Below are 24,284 nucleotides of genomic sequence, written 5' to 3' on the forward strand. Positions count from 1 at the left end.
CCAGCTCCCACAGGGACCGCACAGGTCTTGAAGGCAGTGCAGGACCTGTGGGAGCTGGCTTGCCGGCGATTGGGCTGCAAAGCAGCCCCAGGGCCCTAAAATCAGATCCAGGAATGCCGCGCGGGCAAGGTGCCGTTGAGGTGGTAAGCGCCAACCGCGTGGTACTTCCAGCGCACCGGGTCATGCAGGGTGTGCACCCGGGCATTGCGCCAGTGGCGGTCGAAGTTGAACTCGGCGAGGGTGGCGCGGCTGCCGGCCAGCTCGAACAGCTTTTCGCTGGCCTGCAGGGCAATCTCGGTAGTCAGCACCTTGGCCTCGGCCACCGCGATCGAGGCCCGTGCCGCGCTTGCTGCATCGATCGGCGCGGCGTTGACCTCGTCCAGGACCCGCGCGGCCTTGCGCAGCAGCGCTTCGGCGGCGTGCAGCTCGAGCTTCAGGCGGCCGATGTCGGCGATTACATAAGGGTCGTCGCTGGCGCGGTCGACCTTGGCCTCGATCCATGGCCGGGCCTTTTCGCGCACGAAGCTGATGGCGTCTTCGATCGCCGCTTCGGCGATGCCAGCATCGATCGCCGCCTGGATCAGCTGCGAAGCAGCGCCCTGGATGTTGGGAATGTCGCGCTGGCGCCAGTTGTCGATCACCAGGTCGGCATCCACCGGTACCTGGTCGAGCAGCACGGTGCCGCTGGCAGTGGTGCGCTGGCCAAACCCGGACCAGTCATCGACGATGCGCAGCCCCGGGCTACCTCGGCGCACGAATGCCAGGCGCTGGCGGCCTTCGTCGTCCAGTGCCTTGACTGCCACCCAGTGGGCGAACAGGGCACCGGTGGAATAGAACTTCTCGCCGCTGATGTGATAGCTGTCGCCGACGCGGGTGATCCTGGCCTTGAGGGTCAGGGTGTCCTTGGTGCCGCGTTCGGGGCCGGCATTGCCGATGCGCCAGCCATCGAGCACGCTGCGGAAGATCACCGCCTGCTGCGCCTCGGTGGCAGTCAGGCGCAGCAGTTGCAGCATGCCGAACTGGTTCTGCGGGATCTGCCCCAGGGCCGGGTCGGCGGCGCTGATCAGGCGGAACACTTCGGCCACGGTCTCGAATGACACATCGGGGCCGCCATGGGCCTTGGGTACGCTGATGCTGCCCAGGCCGCTGCGGGTGAACAGTTCGATCTCGGCCCATGGCAGTTTGCGTTGCTGGTCGCGGCGGGCGGCCTGCTCGCGGGCGACCTCGGCCAGTTCGCGGGCCGCTTGCAGGGCTTCGGCGTCGTTGCGCAGTACCTTGGCCGGCAGCAGCAGGGGCGAGCTGTCGAGATCGCTGTGGAATTGGGTATTGGGTTGGCTGGACATCAGTACCGCTCCTTGGCTGCACTCAATGCCCTGGCGTTACGCACTGGGGTGATTGTGATCCTGACCATTCCTGACCTCACAAAAAAGTAATGCCGCTACAGCTGATCGCGACAGATGTGTGCTGGTCCGGTGGTCCGGTTTATATACCCTAATGCTTTATAAAAAGTTTATGAACTAACTCTTTGGAATATGTATAGAAGGAGGGATTTGCTGTGGATGTACTGGCCCTATCGCCGGCAAGCCAGCTCCCACAGGACGCCACAGGTCTTGATTACTGTGGGGTATCTGTGGGAGCTGGCTTGCCGGCGATAGGGCCAGTGCAGGTTTACTCGGAGGCAGCAGTCCCCAGGAACTTGCGCAAGAACTGCCGGGTACGCTCTTCCTTTGGCGCCGCAAACAGCGCCTTGGCCTCGCCCTGTTCCACGATCACGCCCTTGTCGAAGAAGATCACCCGGTTCGCCACATCGCGGGCAAAGCTCATCTCGTGGGTAACGATGATCATGGTGCGCTTCTCCTCGGCCAGGCCGCGGATGGTCGCCAGCACTTCCCCCACCAGTTCGGGGTCCAGCGCCGAGGTCGGTTCGTCGAACAGGATCACCTCCGGCTCCATGGCCAGGGCGCGGGCGATGGCCACCCGTTGCTGCTGGCCACCGGAAAGGCGCCGCGGGTAGGCGTCTTCCTTGCCCGCCAGGCCAACCTTGGCCAGCAGGCGCCGGCCCAGTTCGATGGCCTGCTCGCGGGGCGTCTTCTTGACGATCACCGGCCCCTCGATCACGTTTTCCAGGGCGGTGCGATGAGGGAACAGGTTGAAGTTCTGGAACACGAACCCGGCCTGCTGGCGCAAGCGGCGAATCGCACTTTGCTGCCCGCCCAGCGGGCGGTTGGCGTCGATGCTGATGTCGCCAATCTGGATCTGCCCGGCATCGGGTGTTTCCAGCAGGTTGAGGCAACGCAGGAAGGTGGTCTTGCCCGAGCCGCTGGGGCCGATGATGGCCACCACTTCGCCGGGCTGCACGGTCAGGTCGATACCGTTGAGCACGGTCTGGCCCTTGAACCGCTTGGTCAGGCCTTTGACTTCAATCATGCTCAATGCTCCTGGTCATGCTGGTTGACTCGCGCTTCCATGCGGTTCTGGAAGTGCGCGAGGATGCTGCACAGCACCCAGTAGATGACCGCCACCGCCACGTACATGGTGAACACTTCGAAGGTGCGCGCGGTAATCAGCTGGGCCTGGCGGAACAGCTCGGGCACCTGGATGGTCGCCGCCAGGGCGGTGTCCTTGACCAGCGAGATGAAGCTGTTGCCCAACGGCGGCAGTGCGGTGCGCAAGGCCTGGGGCAGGATCGCCCGGCGCATGGCCTGGACGCGGGTCATGCCGATACTGGCGGCGGCTTCCCACTGGCCACGGTCGATCGAGGAAATCGCTGCGCGCAGGATTTCGCAGATGTAGGCGGCCATGTTCAGCGACAGGCCGATCAGCGATGCCGGGATTGGGTCGAGCTCGATGCCGATCTGCGGCATGCCGAAGTAGATGACGAACAGCTGCACCAGCAGCGGCGTGCCGCGGAAGAACGACACGTAGACCCGCGCCAGCCAGTTCAGCGGCAAGATCTTCGACAACCGCATCAGTGCCAGGGCAAAGCCCAGCAGCAGGCCGAAGAACATGCCGCCAACACTGAGCAGCACTGTATAACCCGCGCCCTTCAGCAGGAAGGGCGCGGAGTCGACAACGAGTTGCAGGCTTTCAGCAATCATTTGGTGACATCGGCACCGAAGTATTTCTCGGAAAGCTTGGCCAGCGTGCCGTCAGCCTTGAGCTTGTCCAGTGCCTTGTTGATCGCTGCCAGCAGTTCCGGCTCGCCTTTGCGCAGGGCCACGCCGCTTTCCAGGCGCGAGAAGGCATCGCCGGCCAGTTCGGTGTCCTTGGCTTTTTGCGCGTATTCCAGCGCGGCCAGGCGGTCGATCAGGATGGCGTCGATACGGCCGTTGCGCAGGTCGGCGAACTTGCTCGGGTCGTCTTCATAGGTGCGCACATCGGCTTGCGGCACGTCCTTCTTGACCCATTGCTCGTAGTTGGTGCCCAGGCCCACGCCGACCTTCTTGCCGGCCAGGTCTGCGGCCTTGTGGATGTTCAGCTGCTCGGCCTTCTTCTTCAGGATCAGCGCCTGGATGCCGGAGATGGTGTAAGGCTCGGAGAAGTCATACTTCTTCTTGCGCTCTTCGGAAATGGTCACCTGGTTGATCACCACGTCCAGTCGCTTGGACTCCAGTGCGGCGAGGATGCCGTCCCACTTGGTCGGCTGCACCTTGGCCTTTACCCCCAGCTCCTTGGCCAGCAGTTCGGACAGTTCCACTTCGAAGCCGGTCAGCTTGCCGTTTTCGTCCTGGAAGCTGAACGGTGGGTAGGTGCCTTCGAGGCCGACGTTGATCACCCCTTTTTCCTGGATGGTCTTCAGCTGCTCGCCGGCGAAGGCCTGGCCGAGCAGGCCGGCACCCAGCAGGAGTGCCAGGCTGGCGTTGAGTAGCGGTTTGGCGAATTTCGACATGTCAGAGCCCCGCGCTTGTTGTGTAAGTAGTGGGTGGCGACTATAGAGTTGGCTGCTTAGGCCAGGAAATACTAAAAAATTATTTTGTTATTTCCTTTTGGTTTTTGCCAGGTGCTGGCTGCATTGAGGGTAGGCGAGGTTGCCTGCTCCGTCATCGCGGCTTATGCCTGACTTAGCGCAGGATGGAATAAAGCGTTGTTTTTTCCAAGGGATGGATTTGCCGTAGAGTGGATTGCATGTAGGCAGGTTCGGCCCTTTCGCGGGCTCGCCCGCTCCCACAGGTACTGCACAGGGCTTGGAATTGGTGCGCTCCCTGTGGGAGCGGGCGAGCCCGCGAAGAGGCCAGGCCTGCAAATAAAAATGAGTTTGGCCTACTCAGGCAGGAGAAAACCGTGAGCGAACAACCTTCATCCGGGCACTGGCAGTTGCAGAGCATCGTCAACGGCCTGCGCGGTGCCCGTGAACAATGGCGTACCCGCAATGGCCGCAGCAGCGGCGAGCAGGGCGGGCGTGAACTGCCTTCGCGCGAAGCGATGCGGCACATCCTGGAGCAACTGTGCGGCGCGCTGTTCCCCATGCGCCTTGGCCCGGTCGACCTGCGCGAAGAAAGCGAAGACTTCTACGTCGGCCATACCCTGGATGCCGCGCTGACCGCCTTGCTGGCCCAGGCCCGCCTGGAGTTGCGCTACGCCGCACGGCAAAGCAAGGGCGAGCTGGCCGGCGTCGATGCCCATGCGCTGAGCCTGGTGCAGGGCTTCGCCGCCGCCCTGCCGGGCCTGCGCGTGCTGCTAGACACCGACGTGCTTGCCGCCTACCACGGCGACCCGGCGGCGCGCAGTGTCGATGAAGTGCTGCTGTGCTACCCAGGCATCCTGGCGATCATCCACCACCGCCTGGCGCACCATCTGTACCAGGCCGGCCTGCCGCTGCTGGCGCGGATCAGCTCGGAGCTGGCGCATTCGGCCACGGGGATCGACATTCACCCCGGGGCGCAGATCGGCCCGAGCTTCTTCATCGACCACGGTACCGGCGTGGTGATCGGCGAAACCGCGATCATCGGCGAGCGCGTGCGCATCTACCAGGCAGTGACCTTGGGCGCCAAGCGCTTCCCCAGCGATGAATCGGGCACCCTGCACAAGGGCCTGCCACGCCACCCGATCGTCGAGGACGATGTGGTGATCTATGCCGGGGCCACGGTGCTGGGGCGGATCACCATCGGCAAAGGCTCGACCATTGGCGGCAATGTGTGGCTGACCCGCAGTGTGCCGGCCGAAAGCAACATTACCCAGGCCAACCTTCAGCTGGATTGCCAGGACAAGAACTGATCTGGCATTTCCTTGGCCTGTACCGGCCTCTTCGCGGGCTTGCCCGCTCCTACAGGTACTGCACAAGATTCAATGTTTGTGCGGTCCCTGTGGGAGCGGGCGAGCCCGCGAAGAGGCCAGTGCAGGAGGGCACCAATCAGCGCCCCAATTCGCATTGAAATCCGATCCATGTTTAACTTGAACGCTTGTTCAATGAAAAAACGCTGGTCCGCTGCCGGTGTTCAACAGGAGGATTCCTTTGCTGAACCCGTTCATTCCGAGCCTTACGTCATTCGACGAGGTGTGCCCCCAATGAGTGCACCGACCCCTTCCCTTGCCAATGGCAAGATCCGCATGAACCCCCCGGTGTTCTATTTCGCGGCAAGTTTCATCCTCATCTTCGGCCTGGTGGTCATTTCCTATCCGCAAGCAGCAGGCGACTGGTTGCTGGCGGCGCAGAACTGGGCGGCCAACACGGTCGGCTGGTACTACATGCTGGCGATGACGCTGTACCTGGTCTTCGTGGTGGTCACCGCCTTGTCCGGCTACGGCAAGATCAAGCTCGGTGCCGACCACGACGAGCCTGAGTTCAGTTACCTGTCGTGGGCCGGCATGCTGTTCGCCGCCGGCATCAGCATCACCTTGTTCTTCTTCTGCGTGTCCGAACCCCTGACCCACATGCTGCAGCCGCCCCAGGGCGAAGCGGGCACGGCCGAGGCCGGGCGCCAGGCAATGCAGATCCTGTTCCTGCACTGGGGCCTGCATGGCTGGGGCGTGTTCGCCTTCGTCGGCATGGCCCTGGCCTACTTCGCCTACCGGCACAACCTGCCGCTGGCCTTGCGTTCGGCGCTGTACCCGCTGATCGGCAAGCGCATCAACGGGCCCATCGGTTATGCGGTGGACGGCTTCGGCATCATCGCCACGGTGTTCGGCCTGGGTGCCGACATGGGCTTTGGCGTGCTGCACCTGAACGCCGGCCTCGACTACCTGTTCGGCATCGACCACAGCCAGTGGGTGCAGGTGCTGCTCATCACCCTGATGATGGGCGCGGCGGTGGCCGTGGCCGTCGCCGGGGTGGAGAAGGGCGTGCGGGTGATGAGCGACATCAACCTGTTCCTGGCCTGCGCGCTGTTGCTGTTCGTGTTGTTCGCCGGGCCTACCCAGCACCTGTTCAACACGCTGATCCAGAACCTCGGCGATTACCTGGGTGCCTTGCCGCGCAAGAGCTTCGACGTTTATGCCTACGGCGAGAACCGCGACTGGCTGGGCGGCTGGACGGTGTTCTACTGGGCCTGGTGGATTGCCTGGGCGCCGTTCGTGGGCCTGTTCATCGCCCGCATCTCCCGCGGCCGCACCATCCGCGAGTTCGTCTTTGGTGTGCTGTTGATTCCGCTGGGCTTCACCCTGGCGTGGATGTCGATCTTCGGCAACAGCGCCCTGGACCAGGTCATCAACCACGGCATGACCGCGCTGGGCCAGTCGGCGCTGGATAACCCGTCGATGAGCCTGTACTTGCTGCTGGAGACCTACCCCTGGAGCAAGACGGTGATCGCCATGACGGTGTTCATCAGTTTCGTGTTCTTCGTCACCTCGGCCGACTCGGGCACCGTGGTGCTGTCGACCTTGTCGGCCAAGGGTGGTGATGCCGACGAGGACGGGCCGAACTGGCTGCGCATCTTCTGGGGCGCGATGACGGCGCTGATCACCAGTGCGCTGTTGTTCGCCGGCAGCATCGATTCGCTTAAATCGGCGGTGGTGCTGACCTCGTTGCCGTTCTCGCTGATCCTGCTGTGCATGATGTGGGGGTTGCACAAGGCGTTCTACCTGGAGTCGCAACGACAGATCGCGCAGATGCATTCGCTGGCCCCGTTCGCCCAGTCACGCCGCGGCCGTGGCGGCTGGCGCCAGCGCCTGAGCCAGGCGGTGCACTTCCCGTCGCGTGATGAGGTGTACCGCTTCATGGACGACGTGGTGCGCCCGGCAATTGCCGATGTGCGTGAAGTGTTCGAGCAGAAGGGCCTGGTGCTGATTACCCAGGACGACCCGAGCCACGACAACGTCAGCCTGAAGATTGGCCATGGCGAGGAACAGCCGTTCATTTACCAGGTGCAGATGCGTGGCTACTTCACGCCATCGTTCGCCCTGGGTGGGCTGGGTACGCAAGAGTTGAAGAACCGCCGTTACTACCGGGCGGAGGTGCACCTCAGCGAAGGCAGCCAGAACTATGACCTGGTGGGCTACAGCAAGGAGCAGATCATCAACGACATCCTCGACCAGTACGAACGGCACATGCAGTACCTGCATTTGGTCAGGTAATAACCTGTACCGGCCTCTTCGCGGGTAAACCCGCTCCCACAGGTATAACACTGGCTTCAATACCGGTGCGGTACCTGTGGGAGCGGGTTTACCCGCGAAGAGGCCGGCACTGCTGATGCATCTCTATCAGAAGGGCGCATCCCCGAGGATGGTCGCCCGATGCATCACCCGCCGGTTCGGCCGGTAGTCATCCACGGCAAAATGCTGGGTCACGCGGTTGTCCCAGAACGCCACGTCATTCTCCTGCCACCGCCAGCGAATGCTGAACTCCGGCCGCGTCGCATGGGCAAACAGCAGCTTCAGCAGTGCCTCGCTTTCCAGTTCGCTCAGCTCATTGATGCGCGTGGTGAACCCCTCATTGACGAACAACGCCTTGCGCCCGCTCACCGGATGCGTGCGCACCACCGGGTGCGACAGCGGCGGGTTGTTGCGCCGGGTTGCTTCCCAGCGCGCCAGGTCTTCCGGCGTGGTACCAAAGCGCTCCAGCGGGAACGACTTGGTGAAGTCATGGGTAGCGGTCAGCCCGTCGAGCAGCTCGCGCAGCGGCGCCGACAAGGCTTCGAAGGCAGCGATGCCGCTGGCCCACAGGGTGTCGCCGCCGTAGGCCGGCAACTGCTTGGCGCTGAGCACCGCGCCCAGGGCCGGGGTCGGCAGGAAGGTCACGTCGGTGTGCCACACGGCGTTGTCGCGCACATCGGTAACCGCCGTGTCGAGGATCAGCACCTGCGGGGTTTCCGGCACGTTGGGGTAGATCGGGTGGATGTGCAGGTCGCCGAAGCGGGCGGCAAAACGTGCCTGCTGCTGCGGGTTGATCGGCTGGTCGCGGAAGAACAGCACCTGGTGTTGCAGCAGCGCCTGCTCGATGGCGTCACGTTCTTCAACGGTGATATCGCGGCTGATGTCCACGCCGCTGATCAGGGCGCCAAGCGCCGGGCTGAGGGGGGTGATGGTCAGGCTCATGTCGGTCTCTTCAATCAGGCGCCAGGCTGCTGGCGTGGTCAACAGGATTCAGTGGCTCTGCCCGTGCCAAGGCACCAGTTTGCGTTGCAGGGCACGCAGACTCATTTCCAGGGCGAAGGCGATCAGCGCGATCAGCAGGATCCCCAGCACCACCACATCGGTAACCAGGAACTGCGCCGCCGACTGCACCATGAAGCCCAGGCCGCTGGTGGCGGCGATCAGCTCGGCGGCCACCAGGGTCGACCAGCCGACCCCCAGGCCAATGCGGATGCCGGTGAGGATGTCGGGCAGGGCGCTGGGCAGGATCACGTGGCGGATCAGCTGGGCCTTGGTCGCGCCCAGCGACTGCGCGGCACGCAGCTTGGCCGGGTCGACCGTGCGCACACCGGTGGCGGTGGCAATGGCGATGGGGGCGAAGATTGCCAGGTAGATCAGCAGCACCTTGGACAGCTCGCCGATGCCGCACCAGATGACGATCAGCGGCAGGTAGGCCAGCGGCGGGATCGGCCGGTAGAACTCGATCAGCGGGTCGAGAATGCCGCGGGCCACGCGGTTGTAGCCGATGGCGATACCCACCGGGATGGCAGTGAGGGTGGCGGCAAGCAGGGCCACGCCAATGCGCCCCAGGCTGGCACCCAGGTGCTGCCACAGGCTGGCATCCATGTAGCCTTGGGTCAGCAAGGTCCCGGCCTTGGCCAGGATGTCGGCGGGCGAGGGCAGGAACAGCGGCTCGATCCAGCCGGCCGCAGTCACCAGCCACCAGGCCAACAGCAGGCTGGCCAGGGTCAGGGTGCTGATCCAGCGGGTGGGCAGGGGGCGGCGCAGCTTGGTGGCTGGCCGGGGTTGGGTGTTGCGTTTGCCGGCAACCGGCAGGTCCAGGCTGCTCATGCGCGCTCCTGCAGGCTTTGACGTTGGGAGAACACCCGCGCCAGTACGTGCTCGCGGGTTTCGATGAAGGCCGGGTCGGACTTGATCGCCCGCGCCGGTTCACCGGCTGCGTAGCGTTGGCCGAAGTCCAGTTGCAGGCGCTCCACCACGCGCCCCGGGTTGGGCGCCAGCAGTACCAGCTCGCTGGCGAGGAACACTGCTTCTTCGATGTCGTGGGTAATCAGGAACACCGGCTTGGCGGTGCGTTGCCATACCTGCAGCAACAACTCCTGCATCTGCTCGCGGGTGAAGGCATCAAGTGCGCCGAACGGCTCGTCCATCAGCAACACCCGTGGATCGGCTGCCAACGCCCGGGCCAGGCCCACGCGCTGCTTCTGGCCACCGGACAATTGCCAGATACGCCGCTCGCCAAAGCCGTCGAGGTCGACCAGGGCCAGCATTTCGCGGGCCTTGGCTTCACGCTCGGCGCGGGGCACGCCGGCCAGTTCCAGGCCGAATGCGACGTTGCCCAGCACGTTCTGCCAAGGCAGCAGCGCATCGTCCTGGAACACTACGCCGCGCTCGGCGCCGGGGCCCTGGACGGGCACGCCGTCGAGGGTGATGCGCCCGCCGCTGGGGGCGACGAAGCCGGCGATCAGGTTGAGCAGCGAGGTCTTGCCGCTGCCGGAAGGCCCCAGGGCCACCAGCAGTTGGCGTGGCCCCAGGCTCAGGTTGATGTCGGCCAGTACCGGGGTTTCGGCACCGGGGTACTGTGCGCTGATGCGCTCCAGTTCGAGCAAGGCCATGGCAGGCTCCGGTCGGTTTTCTACAGGCTTAGTTGGGGAGGTACTGGGCGCTGACGTACGGCGAGTAGTCCGGCAGCACCGCGTCGACCTTGCCTTGCTGCTTGAGGAAGGTGGCCGTGTCGGTCAGCGCCTGGGTGGTCGGCGCGCCCAGTGCGTTGGCCTGGTCGGCAGCCAGCGGGTAGACGTTGCCCTGCAGCAGCACCGGGATGTCAGCAGGCTTGGCGCCAGACAGTTTGGCCAGCTTGCTCACGTTGTCGGGGTTGGCCAGCCAGGCTTGCGGGTTCTTGCGGTAGTCGGCGTAGGCGTCGAGGGTGACCTTGGCAAAGGCCTTGACCACGTCGGGGTGCTTGGCGGCAAAGTCCTTGCGCACGATCCATGCGTCGAAGGTCGGTGCGCCTTTCTCGGCCAGCTCGCCGGAGGTGATCAGCACCTTGCCGTTTTCCTTGGCCACACCCAGGGCCGGGTCCCAGACGTAGGTGGCGTCGATGTCGCCGCGCTTCCAGGCGGCAATGATCGCCGGCGGCGCCAGGTTGAGGATCTGCACCTTGGACGGGTCGATGTTCCAGCTCTTCAGCGCGGCCAGCAGGCTGTAGTGGCCGGTGGAGACGAACGGCACGGCGACTTTCTTGCCGACCAGGTCTTGCGGCGTCTTGATGCTGTCGCGGGCGACCAGTGCTTCACCGGCGCCAATCTGCGTGGCGATCAGGAAGGTCTCGACCGGCAGCTTGCGTGTGGCTGCGGCGGCCAGTGGGCTGGAGCCCAGGTAGCCGATTTGTACATCGCCGCTGGCTACGGCAGTGATCACGTCGGCACCGTTGTCGAATTTGCGCCAGTCGATGCTGGCCTTGCTGGCTTTTTCGTAGTTGCCATCGACCTGCGCCACCTTGGCCGGGTCGACGGTGGTCTGGTAGGCCACGGTCAGGTCGGTAGCCTGGGCCAACCAGCTGGCGCTGGCGAGGGTCAAGGCGGCGAACAGGCGCAGCGGAGCGTGCGGGATCATGGTGAACCTCTCGTCAGGCAATCGATGTGATGGATGGCGAGAAGGCTAAATGATCTAAGAAAAGTAAAATAAATAACTTTTTTGCATTAGCTTAGGAGCCAATTGCTTTAACCACGCTGTCTTACGCGATCCTCTGTGGGAGCGGGCGTGCCCGCGAAGCAAGCGACGCCGTGGATGGCACCGGCGTAGCCGGTGTTCGCGGGCATGCCCGCTCCTACATCGAGCGCACGAAGGCTGCAACATCGGTAATCCTGCGCAATGGCGAAATCACAGACGGCTGCTAGGCTTTTTCGTCCCGATAGAACGATACGGAATTAGGTTATGAGCAAACGTTTGCAAATAACCATGGGTTATGAAAACTGAGCTGCTGCTAACGAATCGCAGTAACAGTTCCTAACATATTCCTTAAAAATCTTACCAATTCATAAAACGGTCATTTTGGATTTATAGGATTGTCATTATCCTGTAGCGCAGGTGGCGTCTTAGACCAAAGTCGCGAAACGTTTAGAAACGATTGACTAAACGGTCACGCTTTGGGACTAAATCGCCAATCCACGGTGAGCGGGGCAGCAGATCCCACCGCCAGAGATACACAAGAATTAGAACGTAGAGGAGCAAAACATGTACAAGTCCAGCCTGGCCCTGGCCGTGGCACTGGGGGTTCTCGCCCAACAAGCAGGCGCTGCCGGTTTCGTTGAAGACAGCAAACTGTCGCTCAGCTCGCGCACCATGTACTTCAACGACGACAACCGCGAAAGCGGTATCGACCAGAAAGAAAGCGGTCAGGGCTTCAAGCTCGACTACCTGTCTGGCTTCACCGAAGGCACCGTAGGTTTTGGTGTCGACGTTCAGGCACTGTGGGGCATTCACCTGGATGGTGGCCGTGGTAGCCGCCCAGATGCCAACAACACCTTCTTCCCAAGCGACTCCGATGGTTCGGCAGTCCACAACTGGGCACGCATTGGTGGTAACGCCAAGGCTCGCTTCTCCAAGACCGAGGTCCACTACGGTAGCGCCCTGGCGCCTATGCTGCCGATCCTGGTCTCCAACGATGGCCGTCTGCTGCCGCAGACCTTCGAGGGCGGCACCCTCCAGTCGAAGGAAATCGACAACCTGACCTTCAACGCAGGGCAACTGACCCACGCCATGGGTCGTGCTTCGAGCAACCGTACCGGTCTTTCCGTTTCTGGCGCCTTCCGCGACAGCAACAAGTTCCAGTTCGCCGGTGGTGACTACAAGCTCACTCCAGACCTGACCCTGCAGTACTACTACTCGAACCTGGAAGACTTCTACAAGCAGCACTTCCTGGGTGCTACCCACGTCTTCAAGATCGCCGACAACCAGTCGTTCAAGACCGACCTGCGCTACTTCGATAGCCGCAGCGACGGCAAGAATGGCGAGACCGGTTACGCCTTCGACAACAACGGTGGCTACGCGAAGAACGCGGGCGAGGTCGACAACAAGACCTGGAGCGCCATGTTCACCTACACCCTGGGTGGCCACGCGCTGATGCTCGGTCACCAGCAAGTGGGTGACGATGGTGGTTTCGTCTGGCTGAACCAAGGTAGCGTCCGCAAGGACGGCGCCACTTCCTCGCTGGAAGGCAATGGCGGCGCGAGCTTCTACCTGTTCACCGACAGCATGATCAACCAGTTCGCTCGTGCCGGTGAGAACACCACCTTCGGTCAGTACTCCTATGACTTCGCGTCCCTGGGCGTTCCAGGCCTGAAGGCTTCGGTGGCCTACCTGCGTGGTGACGACATCCGCAACAAGTCGGGCGACGGCAGCTACAACGAATGGGAACGTGACGCACGCGTCGACTACACCATTCAGCAAGGCTCCCTCAAAGGCCTGGGCTTCAGCCTGCGTCAGGGTGTTTACCGTGGTAGCGGCGAAAGCATCGGTGACAAAGACCAGACTCGCTTCATCGTGAACTACACTTACAACTTCCTGTAAGTCGTAGCTGAACAAGAAGCCTCGCCTAGTGCGAGGCTTTTTTGTGTCTGCAATTTCGTATGCATTATGGTTATAAACAAATCAGTATTTATTCTTTTTGTTTTTAATCGAATGCAGGCACATTGAACTCACACGGTACAGAACCCAGCACAGGAGCCGCAGCCCATGAGCCTAAAACTCGGCGATATCGCCCCCGATTTCGAACAGGATTCCAGCGAAGGCAAGATCCGCTTCCACGAGTGGCTGGGCAACAGCTGGGGGGTGTTGTTCTCTCACCCGGCCGACTTCACCCCGGTGTGCACCACAGAGCTGGGCCTGACCGCCAAGCTTAAGGACGATTTCGCCAAACGCGGGGTCAAGGCCATCGCCCTGTCGGTGGACCCGGTCGATTCGCACCACCGCTGGATCGATGACATCAACGAAACCCAGAACACCGTGGTCAACTTCCCGATCATTGCCGACGCCGACCGCAAGGTGTCCGACCTGTACGACCTGATCCACCCGAACGCCAGCGACACCCTGACCGTGCGCTCGCTGTTCGTCATCGACCCGAACAAGAAGGTGCGCCTGACCATCACCTACCCGGCCAGTACCGGGCGCAACTTCAACGAAATCTTGCGGGTGATCGACTCGCTGCAGCTGACCGACAACCACAAGGTCGCCACACCAGGTAACTGGCAGGACGGTGACGACGTGGTAATCGTGCCCTCGCTGAAGGACGAGGAAGAGATCAAGCAGCGCTTCCCCAAAGGTTACCGGGCGGTCAAACCCTATCTGCGGCTGACCCCGCAGCCCAATCGTTAAAGGATTCCTCGTTGCATTGCTCTTAGCCAAAGCAGGGATATTCGGGCCGTTTCGACGGCCCTTTTTTATGCCTGCTGAAACTGCGTTGGCTTCTTCGCGGGTAAACCCGCTCCCACAGGGATAGCGCAAGTCTCAGGCCTTGTGCGGTCCCTGTGGGAGCGGGTTTACCCGCGAAAGGGCCAAAACAGGAGATTGATAAAAATGGAATAAACAAATGAAAAAAAATGATTTCTAGATATATGCGGCGACTGTTAATGTCACCTCCAACAGAACACAAGGAAGCGCTGCAATGCTGGTCGTCTCAATCGGTGGTAGCCCCAGTACCCGTTCACGCTCCGGCGTGCTGCTGGAGCGTTCTCGCCAGTGGCTGCAGGACCGTGGCGTCGAGGTGGTGACGTTCCAGGTGCGTGACTTTCCCGCCGAAGACCTGCTGCACGCCCGATTCGACAGCCCGCAGGTGCAGCACTTCCAGCAGCTGGTGGCCCAGGCCGATGGCCTGATCGTCGCCACGCCGGTGTACAAGGCCTCGTTCGCCGGTGCCCTGAAAACCTTGCTCGACCTGCTGCCCGAACGCGCCCTGGTACACAAGATCGTGTTGCCGATCGCCACCGGCGGCAGCATCGCCCACATGCTGGCGGTGGATTACGCACTGAAACCCGTGCTGTCGGCACTCAAGGCGCAAGAGACCCTGCAAGGGATCTTCGCCGACGACAGCCAGGTCGCCTACGCAGAAGGCTCCAGGCCCGCGCAGCTGGTAGCGGCGCTGGAAGAGCGCCTGCAGGACGCGCTGGAAACCTTCCATGTTGCACTGGCCCGTCGGCCGCGCCCCGTGGCCCCCGGCGTATTGAACGAACGCCTGATCAGCGCTCGCTGGAGCATCTGACCGGCCCAACCCGCTTTACCACCTTACTCGCCCGACAACGAGGCAAGCAGGTGCAACCCGAACCCACTCGCACAGGAGAGCGCCATGCGCACAGTCTTCTTGCGTCGCGGTCTGGTCGCCCTGTTTGCGGCGGCTGTGTCCTTCGGCGCCATCACCCAAGCCCAGGCCGAGAGCCTGCGTATCGGTTACCAGAAATACGGCACCCTGGTGCTGCTCAAGGCCAAGGGCACGCTGGAAAAGCGCCTGGCCGAGCAGGGCGTGCAGGTGCAATGGACCGAGTTCCCCGGCGGCCCGCAGCTGCTTGAGGGGCTGAACGTCGGCTCCATCGACTTTGGCGTCACCGGTGAAACCCCGCCGGTGTTCGCCCAGGCCGCCGGTGCCGACCTGCTGTACGTCGCCTACGAGCCGCCAGCGCCGCACAGCGAGGCGATCCTGGTGCCGAAGGGCTCGCCGATTCAGTCGGTCAAAGACCTCAAGGGCAAGAAAGTCGCCCTCAACAAAGGCTCCAACGTTCACTACCTGCTGGTTCGCGCCCTGGAAGACGCAGGCCTGAAATACAGCGACATCCAGCCGGTGTACCTGCCCCCGGCCGACGCCCGCGCCGCCTTCGAGCGCGGCAGCGTGGACGCCTGGGTGATCTGGGATCCGTACCAGGCTGCCGCCGAGAAACAGCTGCAGGCTCATACCCTGCGTGACGGCAAGGGCCTGGTCGACAACCATCAGTTCTACCTGGCCACCCGCAACTACGCGACCCAGCACCCAGCGGTGATCAACACCCTGATCGAAGAAGTGCGTGCCGTGGGTGAATGGTCCCAGGCCAACCCGCAGGAAGTGACCGACCAGGTCGCGCCGCTGCTCGGCCTGCCTGCCGACATCACCCTGACCTCGGTCAAGCGCCAAGGGTACGGTGCCGCGCCGCTCACCCCGGAAGTGGTGGCCGCGCAACAGAAGATCGCCGACACGTTCCAGGCACTGAAGCTGATTCCCAAGCCGCTGAGCATCAAGGACGTGATCTGGACACCCCCGGCCAAGGTCGCCAGTGCGCCTTGATTGATTTGCCTGCGCCGGGGCGCCGCCCTGGCTGAGCCCCCCTTGAGGAGACAACTCCAATGAGCCTTAACATCTTCTGGTTCCTTCCTACCCACGGTGACGGCAAGTACCTGGGCACCTCCGATGGCGCGCGCGCCGTCGACCATGGCTACCTGCAGCAGATCGCCCAGGCGGCCGACCGGCTCGGCTTTGGTGGCGTGCTGATACCTACCGGGCGCTCCTGCGAGGACTCCTGGCTGGTCGCGGCATCGCTGATCCCGGTGACCCAGCGCCTGAAGTTCCTGGTTGCCCTGCGCCCAGGGATCATTTCGCCGACAGTGGCGGCACGCCAGGCAGCAACCCTTGATCGCCTGTCCAACGGCCGCGCGCTGTTCAACCTGGTGACCGGTGGCGACCCGGACGAGTTGGCCGGTGACGGCCTGCACCTGAACCATCAGGAACGTTATGAAGCTTCTGTAGAGTTCACCCGTATCTGGCGCAAGGTGCTGGAAGGCGAGGTGGTCGACTACGACGGCAAGCACATCCAGGTGAAGGGCGCCAAGCTGCTCTACCCGCCGATCCAGCAACCACGCCCGCCACTGTATTTCGGCGGTTCCTCCGAAGCCGCACAGGACCTGGCCGCCGAGCAGGTCGAGCTGTACCTGACCTGGGGCGAGCCGCCGAGTGCGGTCGCTGAAAAAATTGCCCAGGTGCGTGAGAAAGCCGCCGCCCAGGGCCGCGAAGTGCGCTTCGGCATCCGCCTGCACGTGATCGTGCGGGAAACCAACGAAGAAGCCTGGGCCGCTGCCGACAAGCTGATCTCGCACTTGGACGACGACACCATCGCTCGCGCCCAGGCCTCGCTGGCGCGCTTCGACTCGGTCGGCCAGCAACGCATGGCCGCCCTGCACAACGGCAACCGTGACAAGCTGGAGGTCAGCCCCAACCTGTGGGCCGGTGTCGGCCTGGTGCGTGGCGGTGCCGGTACCGCGCTGGTAGGGGATGGCCCGACCGTGGCGGCGCGGGTCAAGGAATATGCCGAGCTGGGCATCGATACCTTCATCTTCTCCGGCTACCCACACCTGGAAGAGTCGTACCGGGTGGCCGAGCTGCTGTTCCCGCACCTGGATGTGCAACGCCCGGAGCAAGCCAAGACCGGTGGTTATGTGAGCCCGTTTGGCGAAATGGTGGCCAACGACATCCTGCCCAAGTCCGTTGCGCAGAGCTGAGGGCCAGGCCATGAGTCGTGCAACTTCCAACAACCTTGGCCAGCGCCTGGCGCCATGGGCGCTGCCGGTACTGCTGCTGGCTGCCTGGCAGCTGGCGGTCAGCGCCGGCTGGCTGTCGACGCGCATCCTGCCCGCGCCCAGCGCCGTGGTCAGCGCCGGCGTCGAGCTGGTGCGCAGCGGCGAGATCTGGACCCACCTGGCCATCAGTGGCTGGCGTGCCGGGCTGGGCTTCGTCATCGGTGGCAGCATCGGCCTGGTGCTGGGCTTCATCACCGGCCTGTCGAACTGGGGCGAACGCCTGCTCGACAGCTCGGTGCAGATGATCCGCAACGTGCCGCACCTGGCGCTGATCCCGCTGGTGATCCTGTGGTTCGGTATCGACGAGTCGGCAAAGATCTTCCTGGTCGCGCTGGGCACGCTGTTCCCGATCTACCTGAACACCTATCACGGCATCCGCAACGTCGACCCGGCGCTGGTGGAGATGGCGCGCAGCTATGGCTTGTCCGGCTTCAGCCTGTTCCGCCAGGTGATCCTGCCCGGGGCATTGCCTTCGATCCTGGTGGGCGTGCGCTTTGCCCTGGGCTTCATGTGGCTGACCCTGATCGTTGCCGAAACCATTTCGGCCAATGCCGGCATCGGTTACCTGGCGATGAACGCCCGTGAATTCCTGCAGACCGACGTGGTAGTGCTGGCCATCGTCCTGTATGCCGTGCTCGGCAAGCTTGCCGACCTCGCCGCCCGCGGCCTGGAGCGTGTGTGGCTGCGCTGGCACCCGGCCTATCAAGTGGCGAAGAAGGAGGGCGCATGACCGTACTCAAGGAACAGCCGCCACGCCTGCTGCGTGGCATCCCGCTGGCTTCCAGCGGCCTGCGCAAGACCTTTGGCCAGCGCGAGGTACTGAAGGGTATCGAGCTGCATATTCCTGCCGGCCAGTTCGTCGCCATCGTCGGCCGTAGTGGCTGCGGCAAGAGCACCTTGCTGCGCCTGCTGGCCGGTCTCGATCAGCCCACTGCAGGCCAGTTGCTGGCCGGTGCCGCGCCGTTGGAGCAGGCCCGCGAAGAAACCCGCCTGATGTTCCAGGACGCGCGCCTGCTGCCATGGAAGAAGGTGATCGACAACGTTGGCCTCGGCCTGTCTGGCGACTGGCGCCCGCGTGCGCTGGAAGCGTTGGAGTCGGTTGGCCTGGCCGACCGCGCCAATGAATGGCCGGCGGCTCTGTCGGGCGGCCAGAAGCAGCGCGTGGCCCTGGCCCGGGCGCTGATTCACCAGCCGCGCCTGCTGCTGCTGGACGAACCGCTCGGTGCGCTGGATGCATTGACCCGTATCGAGATGCAGCAACTGATCGAACGCCTGTGGCGTCAGCACGGCTTCACCGTGTTGCTGGTTACCCACGATGTCAGCGAGGCAGTCGCCGTGGCTGACCGGGTGATCCTGATCGAGGACGGCGAGGTCGGGCTCGACCTCACTGTCGACCTGGCACGGCCTCGGGCGCGTGGTTCGCACCGCCTGGCTGCGCTGGAAAGCGAAGTGCTCAACCGTGTTCTGTCGGCCCCGGGCGCTGCGCCCGAGCCGGATCCTGTAGCCCCTTTGCCCACGCAACTGCGTTGGGCGCACTGACTCACTTACCAGACTGAAGCCATAGAGAAGGAATCAAATCATGACCATCAAAGCCATCAACGTTCGCAACCAGTTCAAAGGCACCGTGAAGGAAATCCTAGAAGGCCCGGTACTGTCGGAAATCGACGTGCAGACCGCCTCGGGCATCGTCACTTCGGTCATCACCACCCGCTCCGTGCGTGAGCTGGAGCTGCAGGTGGGCAGTGAAGTGATTGCCTTCGTGAAGTCGACTGAAGTATCCATCGCCAAGCTGTGATGGGTGTGGGCCATGGGGCTGCTTTGCAGCCCAATCGCCGGCAAGCCAGCTCCCACAGGTGCCCACAAGCTTCAGGCCTTGTGCAGTACCTGTGGGAGCTGGCTTGCCGGCGATGAGGCCATCAAATTTAACGCTTGGCCAGAAATGGCGGCAGATACAACCCCAGATACGCCTCGAACACTCGCTTGCCTTCCTCGGCCATGCGCGGGGTGATCGCCTCATGCAGCTGCACCGACCGCGCATACACCCGGTCACTCAACTCCATGGCCAGGGCAAACACGTCCACATCCGCCGGCATCACCGGCAGATGAAAGTGCTGGTCGAACAACTTGTGCATCAAGTCGCCCAGTTCCATGTCGTGCTGCCGGTCGGCCTGCACCACTTCGCTCAGGCCATGCTGGGCCAGGATCAGTTGCCGCGCCGCCGCGTCCTCGTTGTAGATATCCAGCATGCGCTGCTCGATCAGCCGTGACAGTTCGTGCCAGGTGTTGAACGCACTGCTGTCGATCGGCGCGCTCAGCGCTTCACGGAAGGCCCGGTGTACATCGGCCGTCAACGCCTCCAGCAGCGCCGGCACGCTGGCGAAGAAGTGGTACACCGAAGACGGTGGAATCTGCGCACGCTCGGCCACGCTGTAGATCGACAGGCTCGCCACCCCCAGCTCGGCCAGCAACTCGCGTGCAGCCGCCAGGATCGCCTCGATCCTGGCCTGGCTGCTGGCGCGCGGCTTGCGCGGGGTGGCAGTGCGGGTCATCAGTTGCTGATCGCCAGGATGCTGGCCTGGTAGGCGCCGACGAACAGGTCGAAGTCGCCGACTTCCTGCTGTTCCAGGCGCGACTGCTCGGCCAGCGAGTCGCGGGCGAGGGTTTCGAAGGCCTGCTGGCGCTCGACCGGCAGTGGCTGTTCGCGGAAGGTTTCGGCGTGGATGCGGCTCTGGCGCAGGGAGAACTTGACGAAGCTCTCGTCATGCTCGGTCATGCGTGCCAGCACCTGGGCCGACGGGGTCAGCGAGGCGTCGTCGACCTTGGCCTGCTGGGCATCCAGGGCCTTGCCGTGTTCTGCACCGCCTTGCGCCTGGTCGAGCAGATCGGCCAGTGGCCGAATACGCCCGATCAGCTCGCTGGCCCAGGCCTTCAGGCCGATCGGCTGGCCATTGCGGTGCAGTTCCAGGCCCGGGCGACGGCCTTCCTTGACCACGGTCAGGAAGTTGTTGGTGCACTGGCCGCATTCGCCGTTGTCCAGTTGCGGGCTGTCTTCCAGCGCGCAGAACAGCAGGAACGCGTCGAGGAAGCGCGCCTCGGTCAGGTCGATGCCCACCGGCAGGAACGGGTTGATGTCCAGGCAACGCACTTCCACGTACTGCACGCCGCGCGAGGTCAGGGCCTGGATCGGCCGCTCGCCGGTGTAGGTGACGCGCTTGGGGCGAATGTTCGAGTAGTACTCGTTTTCGATCTGCAGGATATTGGTGTTCAGCTGTACCCACTCGCCATCCACGTGCGTGCCGACTTCGACGTAAGGCGGGTAGGGCGTGCCCACCGCCTTGCGCAGGCTGTCGGTGTAGCTGGCCAGGTTGTTGTAGCACGGCGTGAGGCCGGCCTGGGCGTTGCTCTGGTAGCCCAGGTCGCTCATGCGCAGGCTGGTGGCGTAGGGCAGGTACAGGGTTTCGGCGTCCAGCTCTTCGAGCTGGTGCGGGCGGCCACGCAGGAAGCCTTTGTCCAGGGCCGGCGAGGCGCCGAACAGGTACATCAGCAGCCAGCTGTAGCGGCGGAAATTGCGGATCAGCGCGATATAGGCCGACGACTGGTAGTCGCGGTCGCTCTCGCTGCCGCCTTCTGCGGCGCGCAGCAACGGCCACAGCGCTTCGGGCAGCGAGAAGTTGTAATGGATACCGGCGATGCACTGCATGGTGCGGCCGTAGCGCAGGGCCAGGCCCTTGCGGTAGACGTGCTTGAGCTTGCCGATGTTCGAGCTGCCGTACTCGGCGATCGGGATGTCCTCCTCGGCCGGCAGCGTGCAGGGCATCGACGGGCTCCACAGGTATTCGTCGCCCAGCTTGCTGTAGACGAAACGGTGGGTCTCTTCGAGGCTTTCCAGCACCTTGGCCGGGTCGGGAAGGGCCGGGGTGATGAACTCCAGCAGCGACTCGGAATAATCGGTGGTGATCTGCTCGTTGGTCAGCGCCGATCCCAGGGCTTGCGGATGCGGGGTCTGGGCCAGGCGACCTTCGTCGGTCACGCGCAGGCATTCGCGCTCAATACCGTGCAGGCACTGCTTGAGCAGGGGGAGATTGGCGCCGAGCAGGCTCAGGCGGCGGTTGAGGAGGTCGCTCAAGATGTATTCCTTCACGCGTCAGTCGCCCCAATATGGGGGTAGAAAAGACGGTCTACAAGGGTAGTGGGAAAAGGAACTGGCGTTGTCGCCTGGTTTACGCGGTTCCGGCATTGCGCAGCGCCGACTTCGGGGGCCGCTTCGCAGCCCATCGCCGGCAAGCCGGGCCCCCACAGGTAAACCACGAAATTCAGGCTTGTGGATTACCTGTGGGGGCCCGGCTTGCCGGCGATGGGGCGCGAAGCGGCCCCCGGCTGTTGCCGAAAATAGCGCAGATACTGCTTGGTGAGCTAGAGAACCGCGAAGGTTCCTTGCGCTTTCGCCACCAGCTTGTCGCCCTGAACTACGTCGGCGTCGACCACCAGGGTACGCCGCCCGGCGTGCAGCACACGGGCGGTGCACAGCACCTCGCCGTCACTGACGGCGCGCATGTAGTTGATCTTGCACTCGATGGTGACGCTTTGCTGGTCGAAGCCATGGCTGGCCGAGCAGGCCAGGCCCATGGCGATATCCACCAGGCTGAAGATCGCCCCGCCGTGCAACTTCTGGCCACGGTTGCGCAAGTGTGGCTCGAGCGCCAGGGCTACCTCGGCAACACCTGTTTCCAGGCGTTGCAGGCGGCAGCCGAGGAGCTGGCTGAAGGCGCTTTCGACGTATTCGCGTGGAACGTCCATCACTTCTTCTTCAGCTGCTTGGCGTTGGCGAACAGGGCGGCCATGGCGTTGTTGGCCGGTGCCGCAGTGGCGGTTTCGCGCTGGCGCGGCGCCTGCTGCTGCCGGTTGCCGCCATTGCCACGGTTACCACCGCGGTTGCCGTCTACCTTCTCGCCCGGGGTGTCGCTCATGCGCATGGACAGGCCGACGCGTTTGCGCGGGATGTCCACTTCCATGACCTTGACCTTGACCACGTCGCCGGCCTTGACCGCTTCACGTGGGTCCTTGATGAACTTCTCCGACAGCGCCGAAATGTGCACCAGGCCGTCCTGGTGCACGCCGATGTCGACGAAGGCACCGAAGTTGGTGACGTTGGTCACCACGCCTTCGAGGATCATGCCCGGTTCCAGGTCCTTGAGGTCCTCGACGCCGTCCTGGAAGGTGGCGGTCTTGAACTCGGGGCGTGGGTCGCGGCCAGGCTTGTCCAGTTCCTGCAGGATGTCGGTGACGGTCGGCAGACCGAAGGTTTCATCGGTGAATTTCTTCGGGTCCAGGCGCTTGAGGAAGCTGCTGTCACCGATCAGCGAGCGGATGTCGCGGTCGGTGTCGGCGGCAATGCGCTGCACCAGCGGGTAGGCCTCGGGGTGAACCGCGGAGGCGTCCAGCGGGTTGTCACCGTTCATCACGCGCAGGAAGCCGGCGGCCTGTTCGAAGGTTTTCTCACCCAGGCGGCTGACCTTTTTCAGCGCAGCACGAGTGGCGAACGGGCCGTTGGCATCGCGATGGGCGACGATGTTCTGCGCCAGGGTGGCGTTGAGGCCGGAGATGCGCGTCAGCAGCGCCACCGAGGCGGTGTTGACGTCCACGCCCACGGCGTTCACGCAGTCCTCGACCACGGCGTCCAGGCCGCGCGCCAGTTTCAGCTGGGACACGTCGTGCTGGTACTGGCCGACACCGATGGATTTCGGGTCGATCTTCACCAGCTCGGCCAGCGGGTCCTGCAGGCGGCGGGCAATCGACACGGCGCCACGGATCGACACGTCCAGGTCCGGGAATTCGCGGGCGGCCAGTTCCGATGCGGAATACACCGAAGCGCCGGCCTCGGAGACCATGATCTTGGTGATCTTCAGCGCCGGGTACTTCTTGACCAGCTCTGCCACCAGCTTGTCGCTTTCGCGGCTGGCGGTGCCGTTGCCGATGGCGATCAGCTCCACCGAGTGCTTGGCGCACAGTGCAGCCATGATCGAAATGGTGCGGTCCCAATCGTTCTTCGGCGCGTGCGGGTAGACCGTGGTGTGGTCCAGCAGCTTGCCGGTGGCATCGACCACGGCGATCTTGCAGCCGGTGCGCAGGCCCGGGTCGAAGCCCAGGGTGGCACGCGGGCCGGCCGGGGCGGCCAGCAGCAGGTCGTGCAGGTTGTGGGCGAACACATTGATCGCCTCGCCTTCGGCGTTGTCGCGCAGCTCGCCGAACAGGTCGGTTTCCAAGTGGGTGTAGAGCTTGACCTTCCAGGTCCAGCGCACCACTTCGCCCAGCCACTTGTCGGCCGGGCGGTTGCGGTTCTCGATGCCGACGTGGTTGCCGATCATCAGTTCGCACGGGTGCAGGGTGCCGGGCAGTTCTTCGCCGACTTTCAGCGAGGCGCTCAGCACGCCTTCGTTACGCCCGCGGAAAATTGCCAGGGCACGGTGCGACGGGGCGTTGCGCAGCAGTTCGTCATGGGCGAAGTAGTCGCGGAACTTGGCGCCTTCTTCTTCCTTGCCAGGCACGACGCGGGCGCTGAGCACCGACTCCTGCTTGAGGAAGCTGCGCAGCTTGTCGAGCAGGGCGGCGTCTTCGGCGAAGCGCTCCATGAGGATGTACTTGGCGCCTTCCAGCGCGGCCTTGACGTCGGCCACGCCCTTGTCGGCGTTGACGAAGCGTGCGGCTTCGCTTTCCGGGGCCAGGTCTGGGTTGTTGAACAGGCCGTCGGCCAGCTCGCCGAGGCCGGCTTCCAGGGCGATCTGGCCCTTGGTGCGGCGCTTTTGCTTGTACGGCAGGTACAGGTCTTCGAGGCGGGTCTTGGTATCGGCCAGCTTGATCTCGCGGGCCAGTTCCGGGGTCAGCTTGCCCTGCTCCTCGATGCTGGCCAGGATGCTGGCGCGGCGCTCGTCGAGTTCGCGCAGGTAGCGCAGGCGCTCTTCCAGATGGCGCAGCTGGGTGTCGTCCAGGCTACCGGTCACTTCCTTGCGGTAGCGGGCGATGAAGGGCACGGTCGAGCCTTCGTCCAACAGGCCCACGGCCGCCTCGACCTGCTGGGGGCGTACGCCCAGTTCCTCGGCGATACGGCTGTTGATGCTGTCCATGTAAACCACCTGACATTTGTGAATACGGGGGTCGCCTGTGGG

General features: G+C 63.6%; 22 protein-coding genes. 10 read left to right on the forward strand and 12 right to left on the reverse strand.

Annotation, left to right across the window (positions count from 1 at the left end; translation table 11 throughout):
• Window positions 1-101: 101 nt before the first annotated feature.
• The 4 genes from CAG34_RS19125 to tcyJ form a co-directional block, all read right to left on the reverse strand.
• Window positions 102-1,343 carry an SfnB family sulfur acquisition oxidoreductase gene (locus CAG34_RS19125; RefSeq protein WP_085591821.1) on the reverse strand — a complete coding sequence of 414 codons (1,242 nt, stop codon included), beginning with the start codon at window positions 1,341-1,343 and terminating at the stop codon, window positions 102-104.
• A gap of 325 nt (window positions 1,344-1,668) precedes the next feature.
• Window positions 1,669-2,427, reverse strand: coding sequence for an L-cystine ABC transporter ATP-binding protein TcyN (tcyN, locus tag CAG34_RS19130; RefSeq protein WP_013970435.1), 759 nt, complete (start codon window positions 2,425-2,427; stop codon window positions 1,669-1,671).
• Between the two features lie 2 nt (window positions 2,428-2,429).
• On the reverse strand, window positions 2,430-3,098 hold the full coding sequence (gene tcyL / locus CAG34_RS19135) for a cystine ABC transporter permease (RefSeq protein ID WP_025337317.1): 669 nt from the start codon (window positions 3,096-3,098) through the stop codon (window positions 2,430-2,432).
• Window positions 3,095-3,889 carry a cystine ABC transporter substrate-binding protein gene (gene tcyJ, locus CAG34_RS19140; protein ID WP_003257420.1) on the reverse strand — a complete coding sequence of 265 codons (795 nt, stop codon included), beginning with the start codon at window positions 3,887-3,889 and terminating at the stop codon, window positions 3,095-3,097. The genes tcyL and tcyJ overlap by 4 nt, the downstream gene beginning before the upstream one ends.
• 392 nt (window positions 3,890-4,281) lie before the next feature.
• On the opposite strand from tcyJ, the gene epsC reads away from it, so the two are divergent.
• Window positions 4,282-5,214, forward strand: coding sequence for a serine O-acetyltransferase EpsC (gene epsC / locus CAG34_RS19145; RefSeq protein WP_025337318.1), 933 nt, complete (start codon window positions 4,282-4,284; stop codon window positions 5,212-5,214).
• 333 nt (window positions 5,215-5,547) lie between these two features.
• A complete protein-coding gene (gene betT / locus CAG34_RS19150; protein WP_170929293.1) occupies window positions 5,548-7,509 on the forward strand; it encodes a choline transporter BetT in 1,962 nt (653 codons plus the stop codon).
• A gap of 126 nt (window positions 7,510-7,635) precedes the next feature.
• On the opposite strand, the gene tauD is transcribed toward betT, so the two are convergent.
• Genes tauD through tauA form a run of 4 tightly spaced genes read right to left on the reverse strand, consistent with a single transcriptional unit; the run spans window position 7,636 to window position 11,142 of the window.
• Complete coding sequence (gene tauD / locus CAG34_RS19155) at window positions 7,636-8,469, reverse strand: taurine dioxygenase (RefSeq protein ID WP_085591904.1); 834 nt, start codon at window positions 8,467-8,469, stop codon at window positions 7,636-7,638.
• Window positions 8,470-8,517: 48 nt separating this feature from the next.
• The gene (gene tauC / locus CAG34_RS19160; protein WP_075044313.1) at window positions 8,518-9,357 is read right to left on the reverse strand and encodes a taurine ABC transporter permease TauC; all 840 of its coding nucleotides are present in this window, start codon (window positions 9,355-9,357) and stop codon (window positions 8,518-8,520) included.
• Window positions 9,354-10,142 carry a taurine ABC transporter ATP-binding subunit gene (tauB, locus tag CAG34_RS19165; protein ID WP_075044314.1) on the reverse strand — a complete coding sequence of 263 codons (789 nt, stop codon included), beginning with the start codon at window positions 10,140-10,142 and terminating at the stop codon, window positions 9,354-9,356. The genes tauC and tauB overlap by 4 nt, the downstream gene beginning before the upstream one ends.
• A gap of 28 nt (window positions 10,143-10,170) precedes the next feature.
• Window positions 10,171-11,142: a taurine ABC transporter substrate-binding protein gene (tauA, locus tag CAG34_RS19170; protein ID WP_085591823.1), complete on the reverse strand. Its 972-nt coding sequence runs from the start codon at window positions 11,140-11,142 to the stop codon at window positions 10,171-10,173.
• 621 nt (window positions 11,143-11,763) lie between these two features.
• Between tauA and CAG34_RS19175 the strand changes: the two genes are divergently transcribed.
• The 8 genes from CAG34_RS19175 (at window position 11,764) to CAG34_RS19210 (ending at window position 18,916) form a co-directional block, all read left to right on the forward strand.
• A complete protein-coding gene (locus CAG34_RS19175) occupies window positions 11,764-13,098 on the forward strand; it encodes an OprD family porin (RefSeq protein WP_085591825.1) in 1,335 nt (444 codons plus the stop codon).
• Between the two features lie 165 nt (window positions 13,099-13,263).
• A complete protein-coding gene (locus tag CAG34_RS19180; RefSeq protein ID WP_013970445.1) occupies window positions 13,264-13,902 on the forward strand; it encodes a peroxiredoxin in 639 nt (212 codons plus the stop codon).
• 289 nt (window positions 13,903-14,191) lie between these two features.
• Window positions 14,192-14,785 carry an NADPH-dependent FMN reductase gene (gene ssuE, locus CAG34_RS19185; RefSeq protein WP_085591827.1) on the forward strand — a complete coding sequence of 198 codons (594 nt, stop codon included), beginning with the start codon at window positions 14,192-14,194 and terminating at the stop codon, window positions 14,783-14,785.
• Window positions 14,786-14,869: 84 nt separating this feature from the next.
• Window positions 14,870-15,835 carry a sulfonate ABC transporter substrate-binding protein gene (locus tag CAG34_RS19190; RefSeq protein ID WP_085591829.1) on the forward strand — a complete coding sequence of 322 codons (966 nt, stop codon included), beginning with the start codon at window positions 14,870-14,872 and terminating at the stop codon, window positions 15,833-15,835.
• A gap of 59 nt (window positions 15,836-15,894) precedes the next feature.
• Entirely contained in the window at window positions 15,895-17,043 is a 1,149-nt protein-coding gene (gene ssuD / locus CAG34_RS19195) for an FMNH2-dependent alkanesulfonate monooxygenase (RefSeq protein ID WP_025337326.1), read from the forward strand.
• Between the two features lie 10 nt (window positions 17,044-17,053).
• Window positions 17,054-17,851, forward strand: a complete 798-nt coding sequence (gene ssuC / locus CAG34_RS19200; protein WP_039614250.1) for an aliphatic sulfonate ABC transporter permease SsuC — start codon at window positions 17,054-17,056, stop codon at window positions 17,849-17,851.
• Complete coding sequence (ssuB, locus tag CAG34_RS19205) at window positions 17,848-18,660, forward strand: aliphatic sulfonates ABC transporter ATP-binding protein (RefSeq protein WP_013970450.1); 813 nt, start codon at window positions 17,848-17,850, stop codon at window positions 18,658-18,660. The genes ssuC and ssuB overlap by 4 nt, the downstream gene beginning before the upstream one ends.
• A gap of 40 nt (window positions 18,661-18,700) precedes the next feature.
• Window positions 18,701-18,916 (forward strand): molybdopterin-binding protein, encoded by a 216-nt coding sequence (locus CAG34_RS19210; RefSeq protein ID WP_003255829.1) that lies wholly within the window; start codon window positions 18,701-18,703, stop codon window positions 18,914-18,916.
• A gap of 127 nt (window positions 18,917-19,043) precedes the next feature.
• Here the strand turns inward: CAG34_RS19210 and CAG34_RS19215 are convergent, their stop codons facing one another.
• From CAG34_RS19215 to CAG34_RS19230, 4 genes are all read right to left on the reverse strand, one after another.
• On the reverse strand, window positions 19,044-19,670 hold the full coding sequence (locus tag CAG34_RS19215) for a TetR/AcrR family transcriptional regulator (RefSeq protein ID WP_075044318.1): 627 nt from the start codon (window positions 19,668-19,670) through the stop codon (window positions 19,044-19,046).
• On the reverse strand, window positions 19,670-21,247 hold the full coding sequence (gene gshA / locus CAG34_RS19220) for a glutamate--cysteine ligase (RefSeq protein ID WP_178080891.1): 1,578 nt from the start codon (window positions 21,245-21,247) through the stop codon (window positions 19,670-19,672). The genes CAG34_RS19215 and gshA overlap by 1 nt, the downstream gene beginning before the upstream one ends.
• Before the next feature lie 287 nt (window positions 21,248-21,534).
• Entirely contained in the window at window positions 21,535-21,918 is a 384-nt protein-coding gene (locus tag CAG34_RS19225; protein WP_003257433.1) for a PaaI family thioesterase, read from the reverse strand.
• The gene (locus tag CAG34_RS19230) at window positions 21,918-24,242 is read right to left on the reverse strand and encodes a Tex family protein (protein WP_025337330.1); all 2,325 of its coding nucleotides are present in this window, start codon (window positions 24,240-24,242) and stop codon (window positions 21,918-21,920) included. The genes CAG34_RS19225 and CAG34_RS19230 overlap by 1 nt, the downstream gene beginning before the upstream one ends.
• Window positions 24,243-24,284 lie beyond the last annotated feature (42 nt).

Origin of the sequence: Pseudomonas sp. B14(2017) (assembly GCF_002113255.1) — a bacterium.
Classification (GTDB): domain Bacteria; phylum Pseudomonadota; class Gammaproteobacteria; order Pseudomonadales; family Pseudomonadaceae; genus Aquipseudomonas; species Aquipseudomonas putida_Z.